Source organism: Streptomyces sp. TAA204, assembly GCF_000424965.1.
This window is the reverse complement of record NZ_AUKW01000002.1, coordinates 242,849-263,868: the sequence shown is the minus strand read 5'-3', so window position 1 is coordinate 263,868 and position 21,020 is coordinate 242,849. Positions and strand designations below refer to the sequence as shown.

The 21,020-nt window shown below is 71.0% G+C and carries 20 protein-coding genes; 13 read left to right on the top strand and 7 right to left on the bottom strand.

Translation table 11 applies throughout. The features are described 5' to 3' along the window. The first annotated feature begins 3 nt into the window (after positions 1-3). Both hpnH and H343_RS0103950 read left to right on the top strand, forming a co-directional pair. A complete protein-coding gene (gene hpnH / locus H343_RS0103955; RefSeq protein WP_028430066.1) occupies positions 4-1,017 on the top strand; it encodes an adenosyl-hopene transferase HpnH in 1,014 nt (337 codons plus the stop codon). A gap of 135 nt (positions 1,018-1,152) precedes the next feature. Further along, positions 1,153-2,535, top strand: coding sequence for a class-III pyridoxal-phosphate-dependent aminotransferase (locus H343_RS0103950; protein WP_028430065.1), 1,383 nt, complete (start codon positions 1,153-1,155; stop codon positions 2,533-2,535). A gap of 99 nt (positions 2,536-2,634) precedes the next feature. Here the strand turns inward: H343_RS0103950 and H343_RS0103945 are convergent, their stop codons facing one another. Beyond that, complete coding sequence (locus tag H343_RS0103945) at positions 2,635-3,432, bottom strand: tyrosine-protein phosphatase (RefSeq protein WP_028430064.1); 798 nt, start codon at positions 3,430-3,432, stop codon at positions 2,635-2,637. Positions 3,433-4,434: 1,002 nt separating this feature from the next. Here H343_RS0103945 and H343_RS28810 point away from each other — a divergent pair. From H343_RS28810 to H343_RS0103920, 5 genes are all read left to right on the top strand, one after another. After that, positions 4,435-6,159, top strand: a complete 1,725-nt coding sequence (locus tag H343_RS28810; protein ID WP_051264568.1) for an ATP-binding protein — start codon at positions 4,435-4,437, stop codon at positions 6,157-6,159. A 185-nt stretch (positions 6,160-6,344) separates the two neighbouring features. Next, positions 6,345-6,761 carry a roadblock/LC7 domain-containing protein gene (locus tag H343_RS0103935; RefSeq protein WP_028430063.1) on the top strand — a complete coding sequence of 139 codons (417 nt, stop codon included), beginning with the start codon at positions 6,345-6,347 and terminating at the stop codon, positions 6,759-6,761. Positions 6,762-6,770: 9 nt separating this feature from the next. Next, the gene (locus tag H343_RS0103930; RefSeq protein ID WP_028430062.1) at positions 6,771-7,151 is read left to right on the top strand and encodes a DUF742 domain-containing protein; all 381 of its coding nucleotides are present in this window, start codon (positions 6,771-6,773) and stop codon (positions 7,149-7,151) included. After that, on the top strand, positions 7,129-7,734 hold the full coding sequence (locus H343_RS0103925; protein WP_028430061.1) for an ATP/GTP-binding protein: 606 nt from the start codon (positions 7,129-7,131) through the stop codon (positions 7,732-7,734). The genes H343_RS0103930 and H343_RS0103925 overlap by 23 nt, the downstream gene beginning before the upstream one ends. Beyond that, a complete protein-coding gene (locus tag H343_RS0103920; protein ID WP_028430060.1) occupies positions 7,724-8,293 on the top strand; it encodes a GAF domain-containing protein in 570 nt (189 codons plus the stop codon). Before H343_RS0103925 ends, H343_RS0103920 begins: the two co-directional genes overlap by 11 nt. Positions 8,294-8,364: 71 nt before the next feature. Here H343_RS0103920 and H343_RS0103915 read toward each other — a convergent pair whose 3' ends face one another. Beyond that, positions 8,365-9,567 (bottom strand): acyl-CoA dehydrogenase family protein, encoded by a 1,203-nt coding sequence (locus H343_RS0103915; protein ID WP_028430059.1) that lies wholly within the window; start codon positions 9,565-9,567, stop codon positions 8,365-8,367. A 762-nt stretch (positions 9,568-10,329) separates the two neighbouring features. On the opposite strand from H343_RS0103915, the gene H343_RS0103905 reads away from it, so the two are divergent. Next, positions 10,330-11,271, top strand: a complete 942-nt coding sequence (locus H343_RS0103905) for an alpha/beta hydrolase (protein WP_028430057.1) — start codon at positions 10,330-10,332, stop codon at positions 11,269-11,271. Positions 11,272-11,300: 29 nt separating this feature from the next. Further along, positions 11,301-11,654 (top strand): MmcQ/YjbR family DNA-binding protein, encoded by a 354-nt coding sequence (locus tag H343_RS0103900; RefSeq protein ID WP_028430056.1) that lies wholly within the window; start codon positions 11,301-11,303, stop codon positions 11,652-11,654. Here the strand turns inward: H343_RS0103900 and H343_RS28805 are convergent. Both H343_RS28805 and H343_RS0103890 read right to left on the bottom strand, forming a co-directional pair. After that, positions 11,644-13,824 (bottom strand): EAL domain-containing protein, encoded by a 2,181-nt coding sequence (locus H343_RS28805; RefSeq protein WP_051264567.1) that lies wholly within the window; start codon positions 13,822-13,824, stop codon positions 11,644-11,646. The genes H343_RS0103900 and H343_RS28805 overlap by 11 nt on opposite strands. Beyond that, a complete protein-coding gene (locus H343_RS0103890) occupies positions 13,821-14,642 on the bottom strand; it encodes an SAM-dependent methyltransferase (protein ID WP_028430055.1) in 822 nt (273 codons plus the stop codon). The genes H343_RS28805 and H343_RS0103890 overlap by 4 nt, the downstream gene beginning before the upstream one ends. A gap of 490 nt (positions 14,643-15,132) precedes the next feature. On the opposite strand from H343_RS0103890, the gene H343_RS0103885 reads away from it, so the two are divergent. The 3 genes from H343_RS0103885 to H343_RS28800 all read left to right on the top strand — a co-directional run bounded on the left by H343_RS0103885 (position 15,133) and on the right by H343_RS28800 (position 16,284). After that, complete coding sequence (locus H343_RS0103885; RefSeq protein ID WP_028430054.1) at positions 15,133-15,333, top strand: DUF2180 family protein; 201 nt, start codon at positions 15,133-15,135, stop codon at positions 15,331-15,333. 76 nt (positions 15,334-15,409) lie between these two features. Next, complete coding sequence (locus tag H343_RS0103880) at positions 15,410-15,703, top strand: DUF6343 family protein (protein ID WP_028430053.1); 294 nt, start codon at positions 15,410-15,412, stop codon at positions 15,701-15,703. An 80-nt stretch (positions 15,704-15,783) separates the two neighbouring features. After that, positions 15,784-16,284, top strand: coding sequence for a hypothetical protein (locus tag H343_RS28800; protein ID WP_199778869.1), 501 nt, complete (start codon positions 15,784-15,786; stop codon positions 16,282-16,284). A gap of 76 nt (positions 16,285-16,360) precedes the next feature. Here the strand turns inward: H343_RS28800 and H343_RS0103870 are convergent, their stop codons facing one another. Together H343_RS0103870 and H343_RS34750 are read right to left on the bottom strand one after the other, a co-directional pair. After that, positions 16,361-17,806 carry a transglycosylase family protein gene (locus tag H343_RS0103870; RefSeq protein WP_028430052.1) on the bottom strand — a complete coding sequence of 482 codons (1,446 nt, stop codon included), beginning with the start codon at positions 17,804-17,806 and terminating at the stop codon, positions 16,361-16,363. A 163-nt stretch (positions 17,807-17,969) separates the two neighbouring features. Next, positions 17,970-18,794 carry a DUF6227 family protein gene (locus tag H343_RS34750; protein ID WP_028430051.1) on the bottom strand — a complete coding sequence of 275 codons (825 nt, stop codon included), beginning with the start codon at positions 18,792-18,794 and terminating at the stop codon, positions 17,970-17,972. A gap of 227 nt (positions 18,795-19,021) precedes the next feature. On the opposite strand from H343_RS34750, the gene H343_RS0103860 reads away from it, so the two are divergent. Next, positions 19,022-19,666, top strand: coding sequence for a phosphoribosyltransferase family protein (locus tag H343_RS0103860; protein WP_028430050.1), 645 nt, complete (start codon positions 19,022-19,024; stop codon positions 19,664-19,666). A 155-nt stretch (positions 19,667-19,821) separates the two neighbouring features. Here H343_RS0103860 and H343_RS0103855 read toward each other — a convergent pair whose 3' ends face one another. Then, positions 19,822-21,003, bottom strand: coding sequence for a zinc-dependent alcohol dehydrogenase (locus H343_RS0103855; RefSeq protein WP_028430049.1), 1,182 nt, complete (start codon positions 21,001-21,003; stop codon positions 19,822-19,824). Positions 21,004-21,020: the final 17 nt, after the last annotated feature.

Genomic DNA, 21,020 nt, shown 5'->3' with positions numbered 1-21,020 from the left:
GTCATGGCCATGCCTCTGCGTCAGACCGTCCGCATCGGAAGCTATCTCTTTCAGCAGAAGCTGCGCGGACGCGAGAAGTTCCCGCTGATCGTCGAGCTGGAGCCGCTGTTCGCCTGCAATCTCCAATGCGAGGGATGCGGGAAGATCCAGCACCCCGCCGGAGTGCTCAAGCAGCGGATGCCGGTCGCCCAGGCGGTCGGAGCGGTGCTGGAGTCCGGCGCGCCGATGGTCTCCATCGCGGGCGGAGAGCCGCTGATGCATCCCCAGATCGGCGAGATCGTGCGCCAGTTGGTGGCCAAGAGGAAGTACGTCTTCCTGTGCACCAATGCCGTGCTGCTGCGCAAGAAGCTGGAGGAGTTCACTCCGTCCCGCTATTTCGCGTTCGCCGTGCACATCGACGGGCTGCGGGAGCGGCACGACGAGTCCGTGGCCAAGGAGGGCGTCTTCGACGAGGCCGTCGCGGCGATGAAGGAGGCCAAGCAGCGCGGCTTCCGCGTCACCACCAACTCCACCTTCTTCAACACCGACACGCCGCAGACGATCATCGAGGTGCTGGACTACCTCAATGACGAGCTGAAGGTGGACGAGATGATGGTCTCGCCCGCCTACGCGTACGAGAAGGCGCCCGACCAGGAGCACTTCCTGGGCGTGGAGCAGACGCGGGAGCTGTTCGGCAAGGCGTTCGCCGACGGCAACCGCCGGCGCTGGCGGCTCAACCACAGCCCGCTCTTCCTCGACTTCCTCGAGGGCAAGGCGGACTTCCCCTGCACGGCCTGGGCCATCCCCAACTACTCGCTCTTCGGGTGGCAGCGCCCCTGCTATCTGATGAGCGACGGCTACGTCCCCACCTACAAGGAGCTCATCGAGGAGACCGACTGGGAAGCCTACGGGCGAGGCCGTGATCCGCGCTGCGCCAACTGCATGGCGCACTGCGGGTACGAGCCCACGGCCGTGCTCGCCACGATGGGCTCGCTGAAGGAGTCACTGCGCGCCGCCCGGGAGACCGTGCGCGCCTGAACCCGGGCCCCCGCCCCGGCCGGGTTCCGGCCGGGGCGGATTCCGGCCGCAGAGCCCACCAGCCGAAGGGGACCGGGGCATGAGTGAGTGCCGAAGGGGACCGGGGCATGAGTGACCGCCGAAGGGGACCGGGGCATGAGTGACTTCGATCTCGCGACGCTTCTCGCGGAGCGCGGAGCCGAACGCTACGAACTGCACGCCCGCCATCTCAATCACCAGCTGCCCCGGATGCTGCGCACCATCGGCTTCGACAAGGTCTACGAACGGGCCGAGGGCGCGCACCTCTGGGACGCCGGGGGGAACGACTACCTCGACATGCTGGCCGGGTTCGGAGTGATGGGGCTCGGACGCCATCATCCCGTCGTACGGCGGGCGCTGCACGAGGTGCTGGACGCGCAGCTCGCCGACCTCACCCGGTTCGACTGTCCTCCGCTGCCGGGGCTCCTGGCCGAGAAACTGCTCGCCCACGCTCCCGGCATGGAGCGGGTCTTCTTCGGCAGCAGCGGCACGGAGGCCGTCGAGACGGCGCTGAAGTTCGCCCGGTACGCCACCGGCAGACCCCGGATCCTCTACTGCGACCACGCCTTCCACGGGCTGACCACCGGTTCCCTGTCCGTCAACGGGGAGGAGTGCTTCCGCCGGGGCTTCGCACCGCTGCTGCCGGACACGGCCGTTCCGCTGGGTGACCTGGAGGCTCTGCGGCGGGAGCTGGCGCGCGGCGACGTGGCGGCACTGATCGTGGAGCCCGTCCAGGGCAAGGGGGTGCACCCCGCGCCGCCCGGATATCTCGCGGCGGCCGGACAGATGCTGCGCCGGGCCGGGGCGCTGCTGATCGCGGACGAGGTTCAGACGGGGCTGGGCCGTACCGGCGACTTCCTCGCCTACCGGCACGAGGCGGACGTCGAGCCCGATCTGGTGTGTGTGGCGAAGGCACTCTCCGGCGGTTACGTGCCGGTGGGCGCGACGCTGGGCAAGGAGTGGATCTTCAAGAAGGTCTACTCCTCGATGGACCGGGTGCTCGTGCACTCGGCCAGCTTCGGCTCCAATGCCCAGGCCATGGCGGCGGGGCTGGCGACGCTGCACGTACTGGAGGAGGAGAACCTCACCGCCCGCGCCCGGAGCGTCGGCGGCCTGCTGCAGTCCCGGCTCGCGGCTCTCGTGGAGGACTACGAACTGCTGTACGACGTGCGGGGGCGCGGGCTGATGATCGGTATCGAGTTCGGCAGACCCAGGTCACTGAGGCTGCGGGGGCGCTGGACGATGCTGCAGGCGGCACGCAGGGGGCTGTTCGCGCAGATGGTGGTCGTACCGCTGATGCAGCGGCACCGCATCCTCACCCAGGTCTCCGGCGACGAACTGGAAGTCATCAAGCTCACGCCGCCGCTGGTGATCGGGGAGGAGGACGTCGACCGGTTCGTGGACGCCTTCAAGGAGGTCATGGACGACGCGCACGACGGCGGCGGTCTGATGTGGGACTTCGGACGCAACCTGGTCAGGCAGGCGGTCGCCAACCGCTGAGCGTCCCGGACGGCCCCCGTCCGGCGCCGGCGCCGCCCGTGCGGATCCGTCGGCGCCTTCCGGCACGTACGACGCAACGGTGCGAAACGGCCCCCTCCGTCAGGAGTCCTCCAGCAGCCTGTCGTGCAGCTTCTCGCGCGTGGCCGTCTCCAGCCCCAGCCCCTCGGACAGATACGGCTCCACGCCGCCCCAGGTCTCGTCGATGGTGGTGAGGGCCGCGGCCAGGTACGTGGGACGTGCGTCGAAGAGCGGCGAGAGCAGCTCCACCACCTCGGGGGACATACCGGCGCGGGACTTCTCACTGCGGTACATCTTGTAGCGCCGGTGGGGGGAGTTGGACGCCAGATAGTCCGCCTCGATGGCTTCCTGGTCCACGCCGAGAGCCATCAGCGTCACCGCGACCGACAGACCCGCTCGGTCCTTGCCCGCCGCGCAGTGCATCAGCGCGGGCATGCTGCCCTCCGCGAGTTCGTGCAGCAGCCGGCTGTGCTCTGCGGTGCGGTTCTTGATGATGGCGCGGTAGGAGGCGATCATCCGGGCCGCGCCCTGGCCGTCCGCGAGGGCGGCGCGCAGCTGGTCCAGCTCTCCGGCGTGGACCATCTTCCAGAACTCCGCGCCCTCCGCCGGGTCGGAGAGCGGGATGTTGACGTTGCGCACTCCCGGCAGTTCCACGTCGGGCCCTTCCAGGGCCTGGTCGGCGGAGTTGCGGAAGTCGAAGACGGTGTGGAGGCCGAGGCCGCCGAGGAAGGACGCGTCCTCCTCCGTCGCGTGGGCCAGGTGTCCGCTGCGGAAGAGTACCCCGCGGCGCACCCTGCGCCCGTCCGCCGTCGGCACTCCGCCGACGTCGCGGAAGTTGCGCACCCCGGTCAACAAGGCTTCGGCGGACTGCTGGGTCACGGATGCTCCTTCTGTCTGCTGCAGGCTGCTTCTCTCCGGGACGGCCGACGCCGCCGACGATACGACATCGACGGCGGAGTCCGATCTGTCATACCGAACACATGCTCACCCGGCGCGGCCGCCGAACATCGGAGAGCGTTCGTCCCGCGGGGCGGAAGCCGGCCCGGATCGAGCCATCGTGGGGACGAATTCCGGTCTCATGCGGGGAGCGGGAGGGGCGCTCGCAGCGACGCGCGGGGCGGCGAATATGCCGGGGTCAGCGCCGGGCCGCGGGGCCGGGGCGGTGGCGGATACGCGCGTAGCCCGAACCGGGGGGCGGCTGCGCTCCGTCGATGTCCTCCGTGCGCGGGGACGGCGCGCGGCGGGGCGTCCTGGCCCGGACGGGCCTCGTGCGCCGCCGCGGTGCCGGGTGCGGCGATGCCGTGTATTCGCAGGTCAGATGTGCCGTTCGGCGCTGTCGTGGGTGCCCGGGGCTGTTCGCCGTCGACGTGCTCCGACTGCCCGGACGTCCGTCGCCCGGAAGTGTCCGAGAGTAACGAGCAGGCTCCGCAAGGGAGTTAGGATCTGGAACCGCTTCCGGACAGACGGCCGGGATCTTCACTCGTCAGGAGCTGGCGAAGGGTGGCGAATATGTCATCTGCGTCCGCGTTAGGTTGCTTTCAGGGCTAGCGTGGCCGTGGCGCTGTGAGAGCGAGCTGACGCGCGCTGTGAACGTGCTTCGACGAAGCCCACCCGCAGACCTCAACTCACCCGAGGAATCCGATGCCTGAACCCCCGAGCCATGCGGTGCAGACGGGAAGGGGAACATCCGCTCCCGCGCGTCCCCAGGGGGCCCGCCCCGGGAACGTCCCGCTCCCCGCCGCCGCGCAGGGACCGGCCGGTGCGCCCCCGCACGCGGCACCCGCGGCGCTCGCACCTGCCGCCGCCCACGGTTCCAGGCGACGCCACGGGCGTGCCCCCGTCCGGCAGGCCCCGGGTGACACAGCGCTCCGGCAGCGCCTGGTGCGCCTCGCCGTACTGCCCGCGGGAGTCATCGCCGTCGTGGCGGCGGCCGTGGTGGCGTACGTGATGAGCGGGCGGAGCGGCATCGACGCCTCCGGTACCCCCGCCCCCGGGGCGGACGGAGCGGTGCTGTGGAGTGTGCTCGGCGGTGCGCTCTTACTCGTCTGCGGTGTCGTGGCATTCGCCGTGCACGCCGCAACCGCCGAGTCACGCCGCACACTTGAGCGCTTCGCCTCCCTGCGCCGCTCGGTGGCCCACGGGCAGTCCGAGGTCGCCGCCCTGCTGCGCAGCCTGGAGAACGGCGAGCGTCCGCACCCGGGCCCGCAGCCGTCGCTGCCCGAAGCCGGCGCAGGCGCCGACGTCTTCGAACTCCTCACGGGCGAACTCGCCCTCGCCCAGCACGCCGCCGAATCCGCCGTGACAGAGGCCGTGGCGTACGTGCGCAGCAGCTCCAGCGAGAGCGAGGAGAAGGTCGAGGTCTTCGTCAACCTCGCCCGCAGGCTGCAGTCCCTGGTCCACCGCGAGATCGAACTGCTCGACGAACTCGAGAACCAGGTCGAGGACCCCGATCTGCTCAAGGGCCTCTTCCACGTGGACCACCTCGCCACCCGCATCCGCAGGCACGCGGAGAACCTCGCCGTGCTCGGCGGCGCCGTCTCGCGCCGGCAGTGGAGCCGTCCGGTCACCATGACCGAGGTCCTGCGCTCCTCCATCGCCGAGGTCGAGCAGTACTCCAGGGTGAAACTGGTGCCCCCGATCGAGGGCACGCTGCGCGGTCACGCGGTGGCCGACGTCATCCACCTCCTGGCCGAACTCGTCGAGAACGCCACGGTCTTCTCCGCTCCGCAGACACAGGTGCTGCTGCGCGCCCAGCATGTGACGGCCGGTCTGGCCATCGAGGTCGAGGACCGCGGCCTGGGCATGACGGCCTCCGAGCAGAACCGTATGAACGCCGTGCTCTCCGACCCCGAGCGCATCGACGTCGGGGAGCTGCTCCAGGACGGCCGGATCGGGCTCTTCGTGGTCTCGGCGCTCGCCCAGCGGCACGGCATCGTCGTACAGCTCCAGAGCAACATCTACGGCGGCATCCAGGCGGTGCTGGTGCTTCCGCGCGAGGTGCTCGGCGAGGAGCCGGGAGCCGGCGCGCGGCAGGGCGGCAGCGGCACGGCGGCCTCCTCCGGCGAGCAGATTCCCGGCTCCCACGGCGAGGGCACACGGGGGGCCCGGCCGGCAGCGTCCGAAACTGCCGGCAGCGTCCCGGCGCAGGCGCAGGCGCAGGCGCAGGCCCGGTCCGGCCTCCGGCCGCAGGCGCAGCCGCAACCGGAGCCGCAACCGCAGGCCCAGGACGTCAGCCGGCCCCTTCCGCAGCCCGAGGCGTCCCCCGCTCCCGCACCCGCCTCTTCCGCTCCCGCAGCGACCACGGCCGGCCCCGGCCCGCAGCCGCACCCCGGCAACGCCCCTCGGAAACTCCCCCGGCGCACCGTCCCGGCAGCCGGGGCGCCCGACGGCGAGCGGCCCGAACTCCCCAGGCGCCGCCGCCAGGAACACCTCGTTCCCGAACTCCGTGAGGCACCGCCCGCCCCGCGCGCTGGTGAGTCCGGCGCGGAAGGCTGGGACGAGACGGCACAGGGCCACGATCCCGGCCTGATGGCCGCGTTCCGGCGCGGCACCAGCCTCGCCGAGGACTCCGACGGCAACGACGTCCCCCGCTCAGCCCGTCAGTGACGGGCCGGCCGGTTCTCCGGTCCCCCTGCCTCCCGTACGGGGGACCGCGGAGGACGTCCCCCGCGCCTGCGGTCCCACGCACACCCATGCCGCGGGCTTGTTCACGACAATCCACCGGACAGGGCCCGAGCGGCTCCGTCCCAGCCCGCTTAGCGGCTCACGCCCTGAAGGAGAAGAACGCGATCATGGTGAGCGAAGCCCCCATCGGACACTCGACAGACCTCTCCTGGCTGCTGACCGGCCTCGTGCAGCGCGTACCCCACTCACGAAGTGCGCTGCTGCTGTCCTCGGACGGTCTGGTGAAGGCCTCCCACGGCCTGGAACCCGACACCGCCGACCACATGGCGGCGCTCGCCTCCGGGCTGTACTCCCTTGCGCGCAGCGCAGGTGTGCGGTTCGGCGACGGGGGCGACGTGCGTCAGGTGGTCGTCGAACTCGACACCTCGCTGCTGTTCGTCTCGACCGCCGGGCAGGGAGCCTGTCTCGCGGTGCTCGCCGGGCGTGAGTCGGACGCGGCCGTCCTCGGGTACGAGATGGCGATGCTGGTCAAGAGCGTGCGTCCGTACCTGGGAACGCCGGCGCGGCAGCCGGCCGGTCACTGAGGCGGCCGGATGAGACGGGAACCGTTAGAGGGGCCGTGGCTCGACGACGACGCCGGGCGGCTGATCCGCCCGTACACCGTCAGCAACGGACGTACGAGACCCACGGCCCAATTCGACCTGCTGACCATGGTCATGGCCACCGGTGACCGGCCGAACAGCTATCTGGGACCGGACCACAGCCACGTGCTGAAGCTCTGCGGCGGACCCGTCTCGGTTGCCGAGATCGCCGCGCAGATCTCGCAGCCCGCCGTGGTCACCAAGGTGCTGCTGTCCGACCTGGTGGACTGCGGAGCGATCACCTCGCGTGCTCCCCGCCCGCCGCTGGGACCTGACCCGACCGATCGAGACCTGCTGGAGGCGGTGCTGGATGGGCTCCGTAAACGACTCTGAGGCGAGCCGTGCCGATCCGTTCCCGACCGCGCTGAAGATACTCGTCGCCGGCGGCTTCGGCGTCGGCAAGACGACCCTCGTCGGCGCGGTGAGCGAGATCGAACCGCTGAGTACGGAGGAGTTGCTCACCCAGGTGAGCGCGACCACCGACAGTCTGGAGGGGGTCGAGGACAAGGCGACCACCACCGTCGCGATGGACTTCGGCCGCATCACTCTCTCTCCCGAGCATGTGCTCTACCTCTTCGGTACGCCCGGCCAGGAGCGCTTCTGGTTCATGTGGAACGAGCTGTCCGAGGGAGCGCTGGGCGCGGTGGTGCTGGCCGACACACGCAGACTCGAACACTGCTTCGCCGCCGTGGACTTCTTCGAGCGCCGGGGCATCGGCTTCATCGTCGCGGTCAACGAGTTCGACAGCTCCTACCACTACGAGCCCGACGAGGTGCGCTCCGCCATCGACCTCAAACCCGATGTGCCGGTGGTGCTCTGCGACGCCCGGCAGGCCGCGTCCGGCACACAGGTACTCGTCTCACTCGTCCGGCATCTGATCGACACAAGGAGCTTCGATGGCACCGATGCAGTTTGACCCCACCAGCCACCTGCTGCTGACACCCGATGACGCGGAGGCACCCAACAGGGTGGTCCGGCTGCGGGAGTTGGGGATCGGGGACGCTCCGGTTCCCGAATTCGACGACTTCGCCCGCCATCTGGCGCGGGTCACCGGCGCCCCCTACGCGATGGTGAACTTCATCGACGAGGAGCGCCAGTACTTCGCCGGCCTCTACGCCCCGGGCGCCGACCAGGCCGTCGAGCTGGACCCGTCGGCCAACGCCGGAGCGTCCGTCGGACGTGTCATGGCACGCGACCACGGCTACTGCCCGCACGTCATCGTGAGGCGCAAGGCGCTCGTGCTGGAGGACGTCTGCGACTACCCGCGCTTCGCCGGCAACCCCGTCGTGGACGAGATCGGCATCCGCTCCTACCTCGGGGCACCGCTCATCGACCGTACGGGCACGGCCCTGGGCACGGTCTGCGTGGTGGACCAGGAGCCCCGGCCGTGGGGGAGGCAGGGGCTGGAGACGATCAAGTCGATGGCGGCAGACCTGGTGGAGCAGATCCACCGGCGCGAGCACCGCGCTCCCTGATCCGGGAGGGCGGCCCGGCGGGCGCCGTGTGCGGCGCCGTGCCGGTCCGGCCCCCCGGTCCGCTCCCCGGGTCAGCGGGCGGGCTCGGGCTCGCGCCGCACGAGTTCGCTCAGCTGCTCGGACCAGGAGCCCTTGGCCGTGCCCAGGGCGACCTCGCCCAGGCGCAGACGCTGGATGTCCGAGGTTCCGGCCGGGGCGAAGATGTGGTGGGCGTCGCGCAGGTAGCGCTCCACGGGACGGTCGGTGAACAGGCCGCAGGCGGCGTGCACTTCCATGGCGTCCCGGGCGGAGTCCAGTGCGTATTCGACGTTGACCAGCTTGGCGTTCATCAGCTCCGCGTCGCACTGGTGGCCCTGGTCGAGCAGGTGCACGGCGTGGTAGGCGGCGAGCCGGGCCGTCATCAGCCTCGACTGCATCCGGCCGAGCTTGAGCTTGATGGAGCCGAGGTTGCTCAGCGGGGCCCCGTAGCGCTGGCGTTCGGCGCAGAACGCCGTGGTCTCGTCCAGGATCGCCTGGTGGATGCCCAGGGAGACGGCGGTGAGGTTGGCACGTCCGTACAGGACGCTGGAGGAGTAGGCGACGGCGAGGCCGTCGCCCTCCTCGCCGAGCCTGTTGACCGCGGGGACACGGCAGTCGTCGAAGACGAGCTCACCGAAGCTGAAGCCGTGCAGGCCCATGGCGGGCCGCTGGCGGCCCAGCGAGAAGCCGGGGCGGCCGGACTCCACGAGGAAGGCCGTCAGGCCTCTGGAGCCCTCTCCGGTGCGTACGACGACGCCGTGGAGGTCTCCGACGTGGCTGTTGCCGACGTAGACCTTGCTGCCGTTGAGGACGTAGTCGTCGCCGTCGCGCACGGCCGAACTGGTCATCCCCAGTACGTGGCCGCCCGATTCGGGTTCTGTCACCGCGATGGTCGGGAGGCAGTCGCCGGAGGCAATTGCCGGCAGCCATGTTTTCTTTTGCTCTTCGTTGCCGAAGTGAATGATCTTGGCGACGCCGAGCTGCGACGCCTGCACCATGGCGCCCATCGCGCCGCTCACCCTGGCCAGTTCCTCGATGACGACGGTCTTGCCGAGGTGACCCACCCCCATGCCCCCGTAACCCGGTGGCACGGTGGCGCCGATCCACCCCTGCCGGGCGATCAGCCGGGACAGTCCGAGGGAGGCGGTGCGGGTGGCCTCCATCTCGGCTATCCGGGGTGTGACCTCACGTTTCGCGAACTCCCGGACCGCCGTGCGTAAGTCCTCGTGGCGTTGGTCCGTGAAGTAGCGTTCCATGACGAGCCCTTCTCCGCGGTTGGCTCCGCTTCCGGTTGGGCGGAGGTCTTTCATCGGCAGCTGTCCCGCCCCTGGCATAGGCCGACTGCAATATCGTCTATGGTCGACCCGCCAGTTCAAGATCATTACATCCTTTTGGCTGAAACCCTCCCTTCTGCAATCCCGACGGCGCTGTACGGCACGGGACGGGGGGCTGCCGGCCGGCAGCCGGTGCGGGCGGACACTCCACCAGCATTACCCCCTGGCATAGCACCGCTGCGGGACGGGGTCAGCAATTCCGGCCGATTGGCGGCAACTCGACAAGCCGGAGCCAATGAGGATCAACCCGCACTCCGTGGACGGCTCCCTGCCCCCGCACCCGCTCGTGCCGTGGCTGTGCTGGCTGTTCGGACACCGGGTGGCCCGTTCCCGCCCGTCCACCGGCCGGATTCCGCTCCCCGCGCGTCCCGTCGCAGCGGCGGAGGCGCGTGTGAGGCCCGAACGCCCGCGCAGCCGCCCACGCGCCGGCGTGCACAGTGCCGGCGCCACCCCCTCACGCACGAGACGGCCCCGGCGGACGGACGAGATCTCCTCACCCCGGAACATCCTGGCCTGAACTGTGCGATGACCAAGGCCGGTACGCACACGGCCGGACGGGCGAGGGGACGTCCGCGCCCTGCGCGACCGCACCACCCCGGCGCAGGCCCGCCTCCTTCACGCCGTCCCAGCCGACCAGTACGGTTTACCGTCTGCGAGCGAACCGGCACCGAGGAGGCGGACACCGTGGGCGGCGTACGGCAGGACCACACGACGGCGGTGGACGGCACACCGATCGCGACCTGTACGTGGTTCCCGGACGAGGCCGAGGGAGCCGGCAACTCCCCGCGTGCCGTGGTGCAGATCGCCCACGGCGCCGCGGAACACGGCCTGCGCTACGACCGGGCCGCCCGCTTCCTCGGCCGTTTCGGCTACACCGTGGTCGCCTCGGACCACCGGGGCCACGGTGCCACCGCCGCCCACACCGGTGGCTACGGAGTTGTCGGCGGGAGCGGATGGCGGGCGACCGTCGAGGACCTGAAGACGGTCGGCGACCGCGTCCGCGCCGAACTGCCCGCCGGTACGCCGCTGGTGCTCCTCGGGCACAGCATGGGCTCGCAGCTCGCCCGTGACTACGCGCAGGAGCACGGAGAGGACCTGGCGGCGCTCATCCTCTCCGGCACCTTCCGCTCGCTCCCCGGCTGCGAGACGGAGAGCGCACTCCACCGGCTCGAAGGCGAGATCGACAAGAGCGGCAGGGACGCCCTCTCCGATTTCGTGCCCGACCTCTTCAGCGCGTTCAACGATCCCTACCCCCACCGCACCGGCTTCGAATGGCTCTCCCGCGACGAGGACGAGGTGGACGTCTACGTCGCGGACGAGCGCTGCGGCTTCCCCTTCAGTGCCGGCATGTCGCTGGACTGGGTGCTGGGAAGCCGTAAGATCAACGACCCCGCGCAGCTCGGGCGCATCCCTCGCGACCTGCCGGTGCACATCGCCGTCGGAGACCAGGACCCGTGCAACCAGGGGATGACGCTCGTCTACGAACTCCTGGAGGACTTCCGCCACCTGGGACTGCGGGAGATCACCTGGAACGCGTACGCCGGTGCGCGGCACGAGATCCTCAACGAGACCAACCGCACCGAGGTCCACACCGATCTGCTGCAGTGGCTGAACGCGCACGTGTGAACGGGCGGCGGCCGAGGGAGAAGAACGAAGTGAACGAGCGCCACAGACCCCCTCCGGTCACCGCCGACGACGTCCGTACGGTCGCGCTGGCACTTCCCGAGGCCACGGAGAAACTCGCCTGGGGACAGCCCACGTTCCGCGTCGCGGGCAAGATCTTCGCCTCACTCGGCGACGACGACTCCACCATCGGCGTGAAGTGCCCCAGGGAGGAACGGGGCGAACTCATCGCCGCCGAGCCGGAGAAGTTCTTCATCAAGCCCGGTCACGACGACAACTACAACTTCCTGCGGGTACGGCTCTCCGCGCTGGAGGACGTCGAGGAGCTGCGCGCCGTCCTTCTCGACTCCTGGCGGCAGGCCGCGCCACGGAGGCTCACGGAATGACCGGGAAGCCCTGCCGGAACGTCGAAGCCGGGCCGGGACGTGCGTAGTACCAGCCCTGAGCCGTGTCGCAGCCCATCTCCCGCAGCCGGGCCGCCTGATGCTCCGTCTCCACGCCCTCCACGGTCACGGCCAGCCCCAGTGCGTGCGCGAGCGTGACGATGCCCTCCACGAAGGTGACGTCGACCGGGTCCGCCGGGTGCTGCTGCAGGCCCTGGGTGAAGGAGCGGTCCAGCTTGAGCGTGGTGGCGGGCAGCCGGCGCAGGTTGGCGAGGTTGGAGTAGCCGGTGCCGAAGTCGTCCAGGGCGATCTCGACGCCCAGGTCGGCGAGTTGGCGCAGCGGCTTCAGCTCGTCCTCGTCGGCGCCGATCAGCGCGCTCTCCGTGACCTCGAGGCAGAGGGAGGAGGGGTCCATCCCCGCCGCCTCCAGTACGGCGATCGTGTCGGGCACCAGGTCGGGATGGTGGAGCTGACGGGGGGAGAGGTTGACGTTCACCCGCAGCGGGCCCTCGTCGCCCCTGCCGCCCTCGCCGGTGTCCTGGCGCTGCTCGTGCCACGTGCAGGCCTGCCGCACGGCCTGCTCCATCACCCACCGGCCCAACGGCACGATGAGACCTGTGTGTTCGGCCAGCGGGATGAAGCGGTCCGGACCGAGACGGCCGTGCACCGGGTGCTTCCAGCGCACCAGCGCCTCCGCGCCGTCCACGACGCCGTCGCTCATGCGGATCAGCGGCTGGTACTCCAGGAAGAACTCGTCCCGCTCCAGCGCTGCCGGCAGGTGGTTGGTGAGGCTGTGCCGGTCTATGGCCCGCGCGTCCGAGTCCGGGTCGGCCAGCTCGTAGCGGTTCCCTCCGGAGTCCTTCGCCCGGTACATGGTGATGTCGGCGCTGCGCATCACCTCTTCCGGACGCAGTTCTCCGCTGGGCCCCTCGACGATGCCGATGCTCGCCCGCACGGAGAGGTCACGGCCGTCGAGTGAGATCGGGGTCGCCAGCGCGGCCAGCACCTGCCGGGCCAGCTCCGCGACGTCCTCGGGGCCCGAGGGGTCGGTGACCAGGGCGGCGAACTCGTCGCCGCCGATACGGGCGACGAGATGGCCCGACCCGGCGGTGCAGGACTGCAGCCGCTCGGCGACCGCGATCAGCAACTGGTCGCCGACGGCGTGCCCCAGGCTGTCGTTGACCGCTTTGAAGCCGTCGATGTCGAGGTAGCACAGCCCGAAACGCTTCACTCCGCTGCTCGACGACAGCAGCCGCTCCAGGCGTTCGGCGAACAGGGTGCGGTTGGGCAGCCCGGTCAGTTCGTCGTGCGTGGCTTCGTAGCGCAGCCGCAGGTGAAGCAGACGGCGCTCCGTGATGTCCTCCAACAGGGCCAGCTGATAACGCGGTTCGCCGTCGGCGTCGCGCAGCAGGGAGACCGTCAGATTGGTCCACAGAACGGTGCCGTCGGGCCGGTGATAGGGCTTCTCGACGCGGAAGTGGTCGCGTTCGCCGCGCACCAGTTGCCGGTGCATGCGCCACACGTCGGGTGCGTCGTCCGGGTGGACCCATTCGTTGACGTTCCGCCTGCGCATCTCCTCCTCGGAGCGGCCGAACATGCGGGCCAGCGCACCGTTCGCGTCGCGGATGCGTCCGTCCATGTCGGCGATGCTGATGCCGATCGTGGCGTCCTTGAAGACGGCACGGAAGCGGGTCTCGCTTGCGTGGAGGGCCTCCTCGACGGCGGTCTGCGCGGCCAGTGCGGCCCGCGAGAGTGCCTCCTGCTCGGCGAGGGTGCGTTCGCGCAGTGCCTCGGTGAAGCCCGCGGCGACCGAATGCTGGAGCCGTGCGCAGCGGGCGCGCGCCTCGTCGGCGGAGAGGGCCGTGCTCTCGGGGTCGCGTCCGTAGAGCACGAGGTAGGAGTCGACGACGCCGAGCAGGTGCGGCAGGGCGTCGGGGCTGGTGCAGTGCCCGTCCACCAGGGCGGCCCCCACCTCGCGTCCGGGCGCGGGCGAGAAGGGCTGTGCGTGCATGGCGTCGCAGAGCTGCACGGCCAACGGGTGGAGGTAGTCCTCCAGTTCGGCGCGCGTCATCGAGGTCTGCGTCACCGGGTAGACGACGCGGCTCCAGATGGTCGCGAAGCGCCGTAGTCCGTCCTTTCCGAGCCCCTCCGGCTCGTCCGGTGCGGGAGTCACCCGGCGTGTCCCGCCTTGCGGCCCACCCCGGCGTAACCGCTCAGGAGTACCGGGTCCTCCCTCTCGGCCTCCTCCTCGGGGCGCCAGCGGGGCAGCGCGACGAGACCGGGCTCGACGAGGTCGAACCCGTCGAAGAAGCGCTTGATCTCTGTGCGTGAGCGCATGAGCAGGGGTGAACTCGTCCGTCTGTAGACGTCGCGGACGCCCTGGCCGCCGTCCCGCCTGGGCCCGTCGTCGGCCGAACTGTGCGACAGCACCAGGAGACTTCCCGGAGCGAGCCAGTCGCTCATCTCCCTGACGGTCTTCCAGGGATCGTCCTTCTCCTCGATGAAGTGGAGCAGCGCGACGAGCATCAGGGCCACGGGCCGCTCGAAGTCCAGCAGCCGCTCGACCTCCGTGCTGTAGCAGATGTCCTGCGGGGAGCGGAAGTCGGCCGAGACGATGCCGGCCCTCTCGTTGCCCTCCAGCACAGCCCGGCTGTGCGCCACCGCCACCGGGTCGTTGTCGACGTAGACGACTGTGGAGTCGGGGTCGAGGGACTGCGCCACCTCGTGGATGTTGCCGAACGTGGGGATGCCGGAGCCGATGTCGAGGAACTGGGTGACGCCTTCGCCGATCGCGTAGTGGACCGCCCGCCGCATGAAGGCACGATTCGCCTGGATGATCTTCGGCAGTCCGGGCCAGGCCTCGATCGCGCGGCGGCCCGCTTCCCGGTCCACCTCGAAGTTGTGTGAACCACCCAGGTAGTAGTCGTACATGCGGGACACGCTCGGCACCGTCAGGTCTATGCCCTGCGGGGCCCAGGCAGGACGTTCCATCTGGGTCTCCAGGTCGTTCAGCTTCACGGCGTCTGCCGTTGAGTCATGAGGCTACTGACAGGTGCTGGGCCGGTGGAAGGAATCGGCAACTCTCCGGCTGGATCTTGTCCTTTGGTGCGGGAGCTACCGGGGCATAGCACCCCGGCATTTCACCCCGGTGCGGGCGAACACCCGACCGCGGGCGAACTGGGGCACCGCCGCGGTCCGTTGGCCCGCAGGGAGCCCGGAACGGGGCCGAAAGACGCGACGGCGCTCCGAACCGGGGCGTGATGTCCTTCCGTTGGCTTCCCGCTTCCGCGATGCGGACGGGACACCCCGTGAGGGACGGACGTCAAGGCACCGTAGCTCCTGCGGGCACGTGCTGCTGCGGATTCCGTGGTCCCGCGGCCACGGACGGCTCACACCCCGGCCGTTTCCCGCGGGCGCGCCGGTGGCACCCGGGCGGAGCGCGGGCGGGCCGTCCGCGCCGGCAGTGACAGGAGGGGACTTCATGAACTGCTACGACTGCATGAGCCGGCAGGAGTCCACGGTCGCGGTGGCCGCATGCATCCGCTGCGGCGCAGGGCTCTGCCTGGACCACGCGCACGTGTCACCGCAGACCGTGCACGAGTCCGCCGGCACCGGCCGGGCCACGCACTCACCGGACGCGCGGCGCCTCACCTGCGGGCTGTGCCACGAGGCCGAGGTCTGAGCCGTCCGGCCGCGGCGCCGGACCCGGTCCGGGAGGACACTGGAGGGGAGAGCACACAGCGGAAGGGGCGAGAGGCATGACACTCCGCCGCCTCGTCCAGTGGCCTCACTGGACGCGGACCGGAACCGAGCCCGTCACGGCGCGCAGCGCACTGGGGGTACGGCTGATACTCGCGGTGATCTTCACGCCGGTCTTCCTCGCGGCCACCGGGCTGTTCTGGTTCTGGATGACGCAGACGGGCGCTGGTGACGCCCCGGGCGTCGACTCGCTGCGTACCCTGACGATCATCTGCGGGGCCCTCGCGGTCTTCTCCGTGACGGACCTCGTGGTGGTGCTGCGGCGCAGAAGGTCACGCACCCCGCAAACCTAGGGGTCAGCCCCCTGGCGCCGCACGTTTTCCGCAGGTCCACCGGGGTACCGCCGGGTGGCATGAGTGAGGATGAGGCCGCGATGACTGAGGACGAGGGCCACGATCCGGGAGCGGAGCCGGAGGACGAGGGGATGCCCGACCTCCAGGACGGCAGCCCCGAGGCGGAGCTGGCCAACGACCCGCAGCGGGCGTCCGTGCCGGGGGACGAGCCGGTGGCGGTGGAGCGCCACGGGACGACGTTCGCCGAGCAGCTCGAGGGCGAGTCGCTGGACGAGCGTCTCTCGGAGGAGGAGCCGGACGTGGGCGACGAGGCCGCCGAGGGGCCCGCGGACGAGCAGGCGGGGCAGCTCAGCGACGACCCGCTGTCGTGGCGGGCCGCCAACCAGGACTCCTTCTCCACCGAGTCACCGGCCAGAGGTCTCTCCGGTGAGGAGACGGCCATGCACGTCGCCGACGACGACGAGCTGGAGCTCGGCCTGGGGCTGGAGAACATCGAGGAGGCCGCCGACGCGGCCGACCCCCGGCCCGCACATCCGGGCGGGCCCGCGCAGGTCGACCTCGACACCGACGAGGAGCAGTGACCGGGTAGCAGGGGGCGGCGCGGAGTGCCGGCCGGACATGCGGCGGCGCGGCGGCGCTGTCAGCGGGGGCGCGGGCTCACAGGCGCACGCCGCGCTCCCGCAGATAGCTGAGCGGGTTGATGTCGGTGCCGTATCCGGGGCCCGTACGGATCTCGAAGTGGAGGTGCGGTCCGGAGGCGTTGCCCGTGGAGCCCGCGCGGCCGACGCGCTGGCCGGGGGTGACGGTCTGCCCGGCGCGTACGGAGATCGCCGAAAGATGGCCGTACTGGCTGTACTTGCCGTCGCTGTGGCGCAGCACCACCTCATAGCCGTAGGCGTCCGCCCAGCCCGCCGAGACGACCTTGGCCTGGGCGACGGCCTTGACCGTGGTGCCCGTCGGAACGGGGAAGTCGACGCCGGTGTGGTGGCCCGAGGACCAGCTGCTGCCTGAGGCCCGGTAGGCGGTGCCGGGCTGGACCCCGCTGACCGGCGCGCTCGCGGAGGCGGCGGGCTTCCGCGCGGAGGCCTCGGCCTTCGCTTTCTCGGCCTTGGCTTCTTTGGCCTCCTTGGCTTCCTTGGCTTTCGCTTCCCTGGCTTCCCTGGCCTTCTTGGCCTCTCTGGCTTGTTCGGCTTCCTCGGCCTTGGCTTCCCTTGCCTTCGCCTCCCGCGCCTCGGCCCTGGCCCGCGCCTCGGCCCTGGCCTCCTTCTTCGCGGTCTCGGCGGCCTTCGCGTCCGCCCCGTCCTTCGCCCCCGCCTTCGCCTCCGCACCCGCCTTCGGGCCCTGCTCCTGACCCTGCTCCGCCTTCTGTGAACCGGCCTTCGGCTGCGGCTCGGCGCGGGTGGCCTTGCCGTCCAGGCGGAGGCTCTGCCCGGGCAGGATGAGGTCAGGGTCGCCGCCGACGGTCTCGCGGTTGCGCTCGTAGAGCCGCGTCCAACCGCCCTGGACTTCCTGCGCCTCGGCGATGGCGGAGAGACTGTCGCCGCTCACGACCTCATAGGTCGTCGCCTTCTTGGAGCGCTCCGCCTTCGCCCGCTCGGCCCGTTCGGCCCGCTCGGCCTCTTCCGTGCGCTTGTCGTCCGAGTCCGCCCCGGACCGCGCGGCCTTCCCGGCCTGCGTGGTCTTCGATGCCTCCGCCGCCGCGCTCGCGGCCTGGGGCTGGGCGCCGTCCCGTGTCAGGCCTGCGCGGGGACCGCAGTTCGGCCAGGCACGGGGGCCCTGTCCCGCCAGCACCTTCTCGGCGACGGCGATCTGCTGGTCCTTGGTCGCCTGGTCGGCGCGCGGTGCGTACTTGGCCCCGCCGTACGCCTCCCAGGTGCTCTGCGAGAACTGGAGCCCGCCGAAGTAGCCGTTGCCGGTGTTGATGTCCCAGTCGCTGCTGCTCTCGCAGTCCGCCACCTTCTGCCAGGTGTCGGCCGGAGCCGCGTGCACGAGCCCGGCGCCCACGAGGGGTAACGCGACGCCGGCGCCGCCCGCTGTGACCTTGAGCGACGTACGGGACAGGGCACTGGGCCGGTTGCGGCGGTGACGTCCGCGAGCGGGCATGGCGGGACCTCCGGTCAAGATGGGCACCCCGTCGATGGCGATCGGTCACGGAGCGTCAGAAGTGCTGAAGCGCGCCCACGATACGTTCGGCGTGTGGAAGGTCACAAGGGGTCACGGCAGGGGCACGGGTGCACGTCCGTGGCGGCGGGGGCATGTCCCCCGGTCACGGTCCGACGCCGTGGTCGCGCACGAGGCGGTCCGCGGCCCGGTCGGCGGTGGCCGCGTCTGCGTAGACCTCGCAGACCAGGGCCCCCGTGCGCGACAGGTCGTGCTCCAGTTCGTACAGGCTGAGTTCACTGCCGTCTGCCAGCAGGAAGGCGTGCTCGTACAGGCAGCACCACACCTGCCATTCCTGCGCGAGCGCGCGGGGACGCGGCACCGGCAGGATCTGGTGGCCGCAGGCGGTGGCGAGCAGCCGCGAGACCTCCTCCCCCGGGCTGTCGGCGTTCTCGGCACGGCGCAGCAGCCGGCGGGCGTGGTCGGGGGAGCCGCTGCCGGAGTAGGTGCGCCGCCCGAACGGAGGGTTCGTCATCAGCACGTACTCGACCGGCACTTGACGCGCCGTTGTGTCCCCGGCCGTGCCGCCCGGCTCACCGCCGGCCGTGCCCGGGTGCGGGAGGTCGCGGCAGGGGCTCGTGGCGTGTGCCTGATGGGCCTGGAGCACGCGGCGCTCGGAGCGGACGAGCGCCTCCTCGCTCTCGTAGACCTCGTGCAGCGTGCGGGCGGCGCCGCCGTGGGCACCGCCGTGGCGCAGCTCCCACAGATGAAGCAGGGTGCCGTCGCGCAGGAGGAAGACGTGGCGGTAGCTGCTGCACCGCAGACCGGGGGAGGGTGTCCTGCGCTGCCGCCAGCCGTGCAGCTCCACCTGGTACAGCACGGCGGCGTCCAGGCGGGCCAGCACGGCGTCCGTGACGTCGAAGGGGTTCTGGGCGCGCGCCAGCAGTTCACGCACATGCGCAGCAGGCGTCAGCCCTGCTTCGATGCCCATCGCGGAGCCCTCCCGGCATATACCACATGACGATCCCCGCTGGCACACACCGTAGCCTCGCGGGCACATCCGCGGGAGTGGATTCGATGGAATTCCCGTGCTGGAAGCGGAACTTCCGCTCCGGGTTTCTGTGTAGAGCCTCCGCTTCCGGGTACCGCGGGCTGCGGAGCACCGCCCCGGAACGGGCCGGGCCGAGCCGGCCCGGCGCAGAGTGGGAGGAGGCCGCCATGCGGTTCCACGACCGGCGGGAAGCCGGAGCGGCCCTCGCCGGGCAGCTCATGGAGCGGCAGCGTGACGGACGGCTGCCGGACCCGGTCGTACTGGCGCTGCCGCGCGGCGGCGTCCCCGTCGGCGACGAGATCGCCCGCGCGCTCCACGCGCCGCTCGACGTCGTCGTCGCACGCAAGATCGGAGCCCCCTTCCAGCCCGAGCTGGGTGTGGGGGCAGTGGCGGGCGAGGCCCCGCCGATCTATGACGCCGCCATGCTGGGCCAGTTGGGGCTGACCGAGGAGGACATGCGGCCGGCTGCGGAGCGTGAGCAGGTCGAGCTGCGCAGGCGTGAGGAGCTCTACCGGCACGGGCGCGGGGCGCTGGAGCTGGCGGGCCGGTCGGCGGTGATCGTCGACGACGGTGTGGCCACCGGCTCGACCGCCCGTGCCGCCCTGCGGGCCGTACGCCGGGCGGGCCCCGTGCGTACCGTACTCGCCGCACCGGTCTGCTCGCCCGAGGCGACGGCGATGCTCTCCGCGGACGCCGACGAGGTTCTCTGTCTGCACCGCCCGGCGGCCTTCGGGGCGGTCGGCTTCTGGTACGAGACCTTCCCGCAGCTCACCGACGACGAAGTCCTGGACATCCTGCACGTGGTGACGTGACGAGGTGTCCGCTCGGCGTCCGCTCGGCGTCCGCTCGGCGTCCGCGTGAGTCCCGCGGACGAGCGCCGCGACGTGAGGTGCGGGTCCGCCCGGACCGGACGGACCCGCACCTCACACGGCGAGTGGAACTCACACCGGCACGGCGCGGCGCCGTGTCACGGACGCAGCACCACCTTCACCGCGCCGTCCGCCTTCTTCTGGAACATCTCGTACGCCTCGGGGGCCTGTGCGAGCGAGAGGTGGTGGGTGGCGAAGTCGTCCACCCCGAGCACGTCCTCGTCCGACAGCAGAGGCAGCAGGTCGGGCACCCAGCGCTTGACGTTGGCCTGCCCCATGCGCAGCTGCACCTGCTTGTCGAAGAGCGTCAGCATCGGCAGGGGGTCCGCGGCGCCGCCGTAGAGCCCGGACAGGGAGATGGTGCCGCCCCGGCGCACGATGTCGATCGCGTGCTGGAAGGCGGACAGGCGGTCGACCCCCGCCTTGGCGACGGCCATCTCGGCCAGCTTCCCCGGCAGCATTCCGCCCACGGTCTGTACGAACTTGCCCGCGGGGTTGCCGTGCGCCTCCATGCCCACGGCGTCGATGACGGAGTCCGTGCCGCGTCCGCCGGTCATCTCGCGCACGGCCTCCCCGATGTCGCTGTGCGCGGTGACGTCCAGCACCTCCACGCCGCGGGCCCGCGCCCGCGAGAGCCGTTCGGGAACGAGGTCGATCCCGATGACCTGGCGCACGCCGCGGTGCAGGGCGATGCGGCAGGCCATGTCGCCGATGGGGCCGAGCCCGATCACGGCTAGGGTGCCGTCCTTGGGCACGTCCGCGTACTCCACCGCCTGCCAGGCGGTCGGCAGGACGTCCGAGAGGAACAGGAAGCGGTCGTCGGCGGGGCCCTCGGGCACCTTGACCGGCCCGTACTGTGCCTGCGGCACGCGCAGGTACTCGGCCTGCGCGCCCGGCACCGCCCCGTACAGCTTGGTGTAGCCGAACAGCGGGGCACCCATGCCGTGTTCGCGCACCTGCGTCGTCTCGCACTGCGTCTGCAGGCCCTGGTCGCACATGAAGCAGGAACCGCAGGCGATCTGGAAGGGCACGACGACCCGGTCGCCCGGCTTGAGGCCGGAGACCTCGCTGCCGACCTCCTCGACGATGCCCATCGGTTCGTGTCCCAGGATGTCGCCCGGGGTCATCAGCGGGGTCAGCACTTCGTACAGGTGCAGGTCGGAGCCGCACAGCCCGCTCGACGTGATCCGGATGACCGCGTCGGTCGGCTCCCGCAGCACGGGGTCGGGCACCTCCGTGACCTGCACGTCCCGTTTTCCCTGCCAGACGACTGCCTTCATTCCTCACCACCTCCGTC